Source organism: Mycobacterium sp. TH-M106 (assembly GCF_057473765.1).
Map to the genome: position 1 here is coordinate 1 of NZ_JBYCLE010000098.1, position 7,713 is coordinate 7,713.

General features: G+C 68.9%; 6 protein-coding genes and 2 pseudogenes. 5 read left to right on the forward strand and 3 right to left on the reverse strand.

Annotated features, from left to right (window positions below; all coding sequences use genetic code 11):
• Nucleotides 1-132: pseudogene (locus AC2VOP_RS03245) on the reverse strand (MalY/PatB family protein); the annotation flags it as partial.
• A 168-nt stretch (nt 133-300) separates the two neighbouring features.
• Between AC2VOP_RS03245 and AC2VOP_RS03250 the strand changes: the two are divergent.
• The 3 genes from AC2VOP_RS03250 (at nt 301) to AC2VOP_RS03260 (ending at nt 3,088) form a co-directional block, all read left to right on the forward strand.
• Nucleotides 301-1,653: an amidase gene (locus AC2VOP_RS03250; RefSeq protein WP_486959642.1), complete on the forward strand. Its 1,353-nt coding sequence runs from the start codon at nt 301-303 to the stop codon at nt 1,651-1,653.
• Nucleotides 1,650-2,189 (forward strand): PepSY domain-containing protein, encoded by a 540-nt coding sequence (locus tag AC2VOP_RS03255; protein ID WP_486959637.1) that lies wholly within the window; start codon nt 1,650-1,652, stop codon nt 2,187-2,189. Before AC2VOP_RS03250 ends, AC2VOP_RS03255 begins: the two co-directional genes overlap by 4 nt.
• A gap of 323 nt (nt 2,190-2,512) precedes the next feature.
• Nucleotides 2,513-3,088: a hypothetical protein gene (locus tag AC2VOP_RS03260; protein ID WP_486959638.1), complete on the forward strand. Its 576-nt coding sequence runs from the start codon at nt 2,513-2,515 to the stop codon at nt 3,086-3,088.
• Between the two features lie 14 nt (nt 3,089-3,102).
• Here the strand turns inward: AC2VOP_RS03260 and AC2VOP_RS03265 are convergent, their stop codons facing one another.
• Nucleotides 3,103-5,055, reverse strand: coding sequence for an ABC transporter ATP-binding protein (locus AC2VOP_RS03265; RefSeq protein ID WP_486959639.1), 1,953 nt, complete (start codon nt 5,053-5,055; stop codon nt 3,103-3,105).
• On the reverse strand, nt 4,989-6,743 hold the full coding sequence (locus AC2VOP_RS03270; RefSeq protein ID WP_486959640.1) for an ABC transporter ATP-binding protein: 1,755 nt from the start codon (nt 6,741-6,743) through the stop codon (nt 4,989-4,991). The genes AC2VOP_RS03265 and AC2VOP_RS03270 overlap by 67 nt, the downstream gene beginning before the upstream one ends.
• A gap of 160 nt (nt 6,744-6,903) precedes the next feature.
• On the opposite strand from AC2VOP_RS03270, the gene AC2VOP_RS03275 reads away from it, so the two are divergent.
• Together AC2VOP_RS03275 and AC2VOP_RS03280 are read left to right on the forward strand one after the other, a co-directional pair.
• A complete protein-coding gene (locus AC2VOP_RS03275; protein ID WP_486959641.1) occupies nt 6,904-7,458 on the forward strand; it encodes a DUF3558 domain-containing protein in 555 nt (184 codons plus the stop codon).
• Nucleotides 7,455-7,713: pseudogene (locus tag AC2VOP_RS03280) on the forward strand (DUF3558 domain-containing protein); the annotation flags it as partial. The gene AC2VOP_RS03275 and the pseudogene AC2VOP_RS03280, both read left to right, overlap by 4 nt.

A 7,713-nucleotide genomic window follows, 5' to 3' on the forward strand; every position in this document is an offset into this window, starting at 1 on the left:
CACCGGCGGCGCGGTGGGGAAGTCCATCTCGGCGATCCACAGCGGCAATACATCGGGGTCGAAGAAGTTCCATTTGATGGTCTTGCGCTGGCGCAGCTGTTCCTCGGTCAGCGAGTCGAACACTTCATCCATGGCACCTCCTGCTCATCGCTGCGTCCCGCGCAAGCCGGTGGCAACCCCAGTGCATCGTCGCCGGTGCGGCTCATACCAGTAGTCTGCCTGCACCGGCGATAGGCTGTGCCGGTGGAGTCCACCGATCCGCACGAACTGGCGTTCGCCGGTGCGGCCGAGCAGGCGCGAATGCTGGCCGCTGGCACGATCACCGCGCCGGCGTTGCTGGAGGTCTACCTGGAGCGCATCGCGTGGCTGGACCCGCAGCTGCGCTGCTACCGGGTGGTGCTGGCCGACACCGCGCGTGCGGAGGCCGCCGTCGCCCAGCAACGCCTTGACGCCGGCGAACGGCTGCCGCTACTCGGGGTGCCGGTCGCGATCAAGGACAGCGTCGACGTCGCCGGACAGGTGACGACATACGGCACCAGCGCGCATGGGCCGGCGGCAACGCAGGACGCCGAGGTTGTGCGGCGGCTGCGGAGAGCCGGCGCGCTCATCATCGGCAAAACCGCGGTGCCCGAGGCGACGATGTTTCCCTACACCGAGTCGCTGACGTTCGGCGCGACCGCCAACCCCTGGGACACCACCCGCACGCCGGGCGGCAGCAGCGGCGGAAGCGCTGCGGCGGTCGCGGCCGCTTTGGCGCCCCTGGCACTGGGTTCCGACGGCGGCGGCTCCATCCGGATCCCGTCGGCCTGGTGCGGCGTGTTCGGGCTCAAGCCGAACCGCGACCGAGTCCCGTTGGCGCCGCACGACGACGCGTGGCAGGGGCTGAGCGTCAACGGGCCGATCGCCCGTTCGGTGGCCGATGCGGCACTGTTTCTGGACATCACGACGACTGAATCAGACAAGCCGGAGCCGCAGGGCGGCTTCGCTGCGGCGGCCGCGCGCGACCCGGGCAGACTGCGAATCGCGTTGAGCACCAAGGTGCCACCGCCCCCGCTCGCCCGGCTCGGCGAGGCGCAGCGGCGCGCGGTCGACGAGGCCGGTACGCTGCTTCGCGACCTGGGCCATCACGTCGTCACCCGCGACCCCGACTATCCACCGGCGGTGATCCACCGGTACTACCTACCGCGCTACTTCCGCGGCATCCACGACGACGTGCGATCGCTGCCGTACCCCGAGCGCTTGGAGGCGCGGACCCGCGCGATGTCGCGTATCGGTGCGCTGTTCTCCGACCGGCGTATCGCGGCGGTGCGTGCGAAGGAGGCGGCGGTGGCCGCGCGTGTGCAGTCGATCTTCGCCGACGTCGACGTGCTCGTCACGCCCGCCAACGCCACTGGGCCATCGCGTATCGGTGCCTACCAGCGCCGCGGCCCGGTGACAACGTTGCTGTTGGTCGCCGCGCGCGTTCCGCATCAGCAGATCTGGAATCTGACCGGCCAGCCCGCCGCGGTGCTGCCGTGGGGTTTCGACGGCGACGGTCTGCCGGTCGCGGTCCAGCTCGTCGGCCGGCCCCGCGACGAGGCTACGTTGCTGTCCCTGGCCGCCCAGATCGAAAAGGCAAGGCCGTGGGCGCAGCACCGTCCTGCGGTGTCATGACCGCCACCGCGCTCGTCCGGGTGTTTGCGGCTGCTACCGCCGCGGTGGCGTTGGCAGCCTGCGGCGGCCTGCCCGGTTCCGGTCCGGCTTCGACTGCGCCACAGCCCGGTGCGGTCAACCAGGCGCTGCTCAATGCCGGTGAAACGGCGCAGGCCGCGGTTGTCGGCGCTACGGTCATCGCCATCGAAACCGAGCGCGACAAAACCGGGTGGAAGGTCCAGGTCGTCAGCGGCGACGGCACCGAACATCAGGTTGGGGTGTCCGCCGACGGGACCAGTGTTGTCAGTGGCCCCAGCGTCGAGTCCGAGACCGCCCAGGACAAGGCCAGGCACCGCAGCCGGGTGAAAGCGGCCAAGCTCGACTACCGCCAAGCAGTCTCGGCGGTTACCGTGGCCGTTCCCGGCCGGGTTACCGAACTGAACCTGGGCAGCCACATCGGAATCACGGTCTGGGAGGCTGACGTGACGGACTCGGATAACACCGAACACACGGTGCGCATCGACGCTGCGTCTGGCGGCGTCGTGACCAAGAACTGACGAAAGGTGAACCTGTTCCGCGTTCGGCGTGGCCAACCTGGCTGAGACCGGTGCGGCTCACCGGGTCTGCACATAGGGGCAGGCCCGGTGGACATTGGGGGGCGTCTCACACATCCTGCGCGGCCGGTTTTCATCCCCGTCAACCGGCTCTTCGGATCAGTCCTCTCCGGGCCTGCTTCAGGCTCGAAGCTACACCGTCGGCCGCCGGCTATCAATGGTTTTCGCCCGGCTGATTGGCCGTCGCGTGCAGCCGAGGCGGTGACGATTTTCGCGCTCGGCGGAAACCGGTGACAATGCCGGAGTAACGGTGTAATCACGTAATTATGTATGCTGGTCGTATGCACGGCAACCGATACGGCCGCCCCGGCGGCTGGCAACAAGCGCACCAACCCGATGCCGGCGACGCCGCGGATTGGTTCGCCGGACGCCTCCCGGAAGGGTGGTTCGACGGCGATCCGACCGTCATCGTTGATCGCGAGGAGATTACGGTCATCGGTCGGCTGCCTGAACCCGAGGGCTCTGGTGAGTCCGGCGAGCCGGAGAGTTCAGCCCACGCGTCCGGGCGCATCTCGCGGTTTCGCGAGGACACCCGAGCGGAGCGTATGGATATCGCCGATGAAGCGCAGGACCGCTACGGCCGCAAAGTGTCCTGGGGCGTCGAGGTTGCCGGTCGGCGGATCCTGTTCACCCACATCGCGGTACCGGTCATGACCCGGTTGAAACAGCCCGAGCGCCGGGTGCTCGACACCCTGGTCGACGCGGGTGTGGCTCGGTCGCGCTCCGACGCGCTGGCCTGGTCGGTCAAGCTGGTCGGTGAGCACGCCGAGGACTGGCTGGCCAAACTGCGCGAGGCGATGTCGGAGGTCGACGACCTACGGGCGCAGGGTCCCGGGCTTTAAGCCACCCTGGGCCGCTAGCCGCGCGCCATCGCCCAGTAGGCGCCGCGCCGGGCCAGCAGCTCTAAGTGGCTGCCCTGCTCGACAATCCGGCCGGCCTGCATCACCACGATCAGGTCGGCATCGCGGATCGTCGAAAGCCGGTGGGCGATAACGAAGCTCGTCCGTCCCCGCCGCAGGTCACGCATCGCCTGCTGGATCAGCAGCTCGGTGCGGGTGTCGACCGAGCTGGTCGCCTCGTCGAGGACGAGCAGCTGCGGGCGGGCCAGAAACGTCCGCGCAATGGCGATCAGCTGCCTTTCACCGGCGCTGATTCCGGCCCCGTCGTCGCCGACCTGGGTCTGGTAGCCGTCGGGCAGGGTCTGCACGAACCGGTCGACGTAGGCCGCGCGGGCGGCCTCGACGATCTCGGCCTGGCTCGCTCCGGGCCGCCCGTAGCCGATGTTCTCCGCGAGGGTTCCGGCGAACAGCCAGGTGTCCTGCAGCACCATCCCGATCGGCGAGCGCAGCGAGCGCCTGCTCACCGACGTGATGTCGACGCCGTCGAGCAGAATCTGCCCGGCGTCCACGTCATAGAACCGCATCAACAGGTTGACCAGCGTGGTCTTGCCGGCACCGGTCGGCCCGACGATCGCCGCCGTGCTGCCCGGTTTCACGGTCAGCGACAGATCCTCGATCACCGGAACCCCGGGCCGGTAGCCGAAGTTCACCCGGCGGAACTCGACCAGCCCCCGTGGCTCGGAACCGTTGGGCGACAACGTCAGCGCGGTATCCGGTGCCTCCTCGGGCTCGTCCAGAAACTGGAACACCCGCTCGGCGCTGGCCGTCCCGGACTGCAGTGTGTTGTACATCGACGCCAATTGGGTCAGCGGCTGGTTGAACTGACGCACGTAAGCGATGAAAGCCTGGATGCTGCCCAGGGTGACTTGCCCGGTCGCCACCTGCAGGCCGCCGATCACCGCCACCGCGACATAGCTGAGGTTGCCGATGAACCCCGCCGCCGGCGACAACAGGCCGGAGACGAACTGAGCGCCGAAACTGGCCCGGTACAGCTCGTCGTTGCACTCTTCGAACCGGCGGCGCGCCCACTCCCGGTGACCGAACGCCGTGACCAGCGTGAATCCGCTGTAGGTCTCCTCAATGTGGGCGTTGAGCCGCCCGGTGGCTGCCCACTGGACGGCGAAGAGCCGTTGCGAGCGGCGGGTGATCGCCCGCACCGCCAACAGTGACAGCGGGACCGCCAGCAGGGTGATCGCGGCCAGCAACGGCGAGATGGACACCATCATCGCCAGCACCGTCACCACGGTCAGCACTGAGCTGAGCAGCTGGCTGATCGTCATCGACAGCGACGTCTGGGTGTTGTCGACATCGTTGGTGACCCGGCTCAACAGCTCCCCGCGCTGCCGGTGGTCGAAGTAGCTCAGCGGCAGCCGGTGCACCTTCTCCTCGACGTCGCGGCGCAACGCCATCGTCGTCCGCTGCACGATGACGTTCAACAGCCTGGCCTGCAGCCAAACCAACAGTGCGCTCAGCAGATACAGACCCAGTGCCAGCGCCAAGGTGCGGCCCACCGCGCCTAAGTCCACCCCTTTGCCCGGCACCACGTCCATCCCGGACAGCAGGTCGGCGAACGTTCCCTCGCCGCGGGCGCGGGCTGCCGCCACCGCCTGCTGCTTGGTCAGCTCGGCGGGCAGCTGTCGGCCGATCACTCCGTTGAACAACAGGTCGGTCGCGTGTCCGAGGATCCGCGGTCCGGCCACCCCGATAGCGATGCCGGCCAGCGACAGCGTGATCACCGCGGCGGTCGGCCCGCGTTGCGGGGTAAGGCGTTTCACCAGCCGAACTGCGGTGGGCAGAATGTCGCGGGACCGCACGGCGGGCTCCCGAGCGCGCGCCGGGGCGGTCACAGCGGTCCGCCCACGCGAGAGGACACCGACTGGGACTCGGCGAACGCGGCGTATGTGGGGCATCCGGCGAGCAGCGTTTGGTGGCTGCCGGCGCCGACCACACGCCCGTCATCGATGACGATCACCTGGTCGGCCTGGGTGGCGGTCGAGATACGTTGCGCCACAATGATCACCGTCGCGTCGGCCGCGACGTCGCGCAGCGCCGCGCGCACCCGCGCCTCGGTGTGCACGTCCAGCGCGGAGAACGAGTCGTCGAACAGGTAGATCGCCGGCCGGCGGATGACCGCGCGGGCGATCGCCAGCCGTTGCCGCTGCCCGCCGGAGAAGTTGGCGCCGCCCTGGGCCACCGGCGCTGCCAGCTCGTCGTCGTGGGCCGCGACGAACCCGTCGGCGGCGGCCACCCGCAGCGCTTGCCACATCTGGTCGTCGGTGACGATTTCTCCGGGGGGTGCACCGTAGCGCTGGTTGTCGGCGACGGTGCCGGAGAACAGGTAGCCGCGCTGCGGCACCAGCCCGATGCTCGACGACAGCCGCTCGGGGTCGTAATCGCGCACGTCGACGCCGTCGATGAGCACCGCGCCGCCGGTGACGTCACGTAACCGGCAGATCAGCGAGATCAATGTTGACTTGCCCGACCCGGTGCCGCCGACCACCGCGGTGGTGGTGCCCGGACGCGCCTCCAGTGACACGTCACGCAGCACCGCCAGCTCGGCGCCCGGGTAGCGGAAGCTGACACCGGTCAGCCGCACCACTCCGATGGCCCCCTGCGGCGGTGAGACCGGGTGCGCCGGGGCGCTGATTGCCGGGCGGGTGGAGAGCACCTCGGTGATCCGCTCGGCGCACACCGAGGCCCGCGGCAGGATCGCCAGCATCGTCGTGGCCATCAGCACGGCCGTCAGGATCTGCAGGAAGTAGGACAAGAACGCGACCAGCGAGCCGATCTGCATCCGGCCGGCGTCGACGCGCAGCCCGCCGAACCAGATCAGCGCCACGCTGGAGCCGTTGATGATCAGCGTGGTGGCCGGCAGCATCAGCGCCTGCAGGTTGCCGGCTTTCAGCGCGGTCTCCGACAGCGCGCGGTTGGCGTCGGCGAAGCGGTCCCGTTCGGTGGGCTCCCGGACGAACGCGCGGATGACCCGGATCCCGGCGAGCTGGTCGCGCAGCACCCGGTTGATGTTGTCGATCAGAGCTTGCAGGCGGCGAACGACCGGCACCATCCGTGCCACGATCGCGGAGTTGGCCACCGCCAGCAGCGGCACGCTGACTCCCAGCAGCCAGGACAGCTCGACGTCTTGGTGCACAGCCATCAGCACGCCGCCGATGGCGGTGATCGGCGCGGCCACCAGCACCGTGGCGCTTAACTGCACCACAATCTGAATCTGGCGGACGTCGTTGGTGGTGCGGGTCAGCAACGACGGTGCCCCGAACCGGGTTGTTTCACCCTCCGAGAAGCCGGTGATATGGGAGAACATCGCCCAGCGCAGGGCGCGGCCGAAACCGGTGCCGGTGCGCGCGGCGCAATACATCGCCGCGACGCTGCAGGCCACCTGCAGTCCGGTCACCGCCAACAGCACCGCACCGAGCCGCACGATGACGGCGGTGTCACCGCGGGCTATGCCGTCGTCGATGATCGTGGCGTTGACGGTCGGCAGGTAGAGCGACGCCAGCGCGGCGATCAGCTGCAGCGCCATCACCGCCGTAACCAGCCACCGGTACGGCCCGATGTAGCAGCGCAGCAGCGCCGAGAGCATCTGGTAACTGTCGCACACCGCGCGGCCGGTCGGTGGCCGGTCTTTGGCCAGCCCCTGACACGAACGGACTGCTCACCCGGTGTGTCATGGTTGAGCGGTGATGGTCAAGCTACAGTGCATCGTGTGACCAGCAGAAGGTGCCGATAGCGTGCGCCCCACCATGACGACACGGGCGGCGTTTGCTGCCGCGGCCGCGACCGTGATGTCGTTGGCGACCGGATGCTCCGATTCCGGCTCGACCGGTCCCCAGTCCACCGGCTCGCCGGGATCGGGATCGGGGTCGGCGGAGGGCCAGCACGGGCCGATGTTTCCGCAGTGCGGAGGCATCAGCGACCAGACCGTCACCGAGCTGACCAGGGTGACCGGGCTGGTCAACACCGCGCAGAACTCGGTGGGCTGCCAGTGGTTGGCCGGCGGCGGTATCTCTGGCCCGCATTTCTCCTTCTCCTGGTATCGAGGCAGCCCGATCGGGCGGGAACGTAAGACCGAGGAGCTGTCGCGGACCAGCGTCGAGGATGTCAACATCGACGGCCACAGCGGATTCATCGCGATCGGCAACACCGCGCCCACGCTGGGCGACAGCCTGTGCGAAGTGGCGATCCAGTTCTCCGACGACTTCATCGAATGGTCGGTGAGCTTCGCCCAGAAGCCCTTCCCGGATCCGTGCGACGTCGCCAAAGAGCTCACCCGCCAGTCGATTGCGAACGCGAAATGAGGCGTCCGGTGCCGGTCCGGGTGCTCGCCGCCGCGGCGTCGGCGGTGGCGCTGGTCGTGCTGATGACGCTGACCGGCTGCTCAAGGGAGGTGGGCGGCGCCGCCGTCAAGGCGGGCGTCGGCGATGCGCCCCGCAACGACAACTCCGAACGGCAGTATCCGAACCTGCTCAAGGAGTGCGAGGTGTTGACCACCGACATCCTCGCCAAGACCGTGGGCGCCGACCCGTTGGACATCCAGAGCACGTTTGTCGGCG

What these genes read in the sequence shown, in the direction of transcription:
- AC2VOP_RS03250 (WP_486959642.1), top strand. Translation starts at nt 301, where the DNA reads ATGCTGGCCGCTGGCACGATCACCGCGCCGGCGTTGCTGGAGGTCTAC.
- AC2VOP_RS03255 (WP_486959637.1), top strand. Translation starts at nt 1,650, where the DNA reads ATGACCGCCACCGCGCTCGTCCGGGTGTTTGCGGCTGCTACCGCCGCG.
- AC2VOP_RS03260 (WP_486959638.1), top strand. Translation starts at nt 2,513, where the DNA reads ATGTATGCTGGTCGTATGCACGGCAACCGATACGGCCGCCCCGGCGGC.
- AC2VOP_RS03265 (WP_486959639.1), bottom strand. Translation starts at nt 5,055, where the DNA reads ATGCCCCACATACGCCGCGTTCGCCGAGTCCCAGTCGGTGTCCTCTCG.
- AC2VOP_RS03270 (WP_486959640.1), bottom strand. Translation starts at nt 6,743, where the DNA reads ATGCTCTCGGCGCTGCTGCGCTGCTACATCGGGCCGTACCGGTGGCTG.
- AC2VOP_RS03275 (WP_486959641.1), top strand. Translation starts at nt 6,904, where the DNA reads ATGACGACACGGGCGGCGTTTGCTGCCGCGGCCGCGACCGTGATGTCG.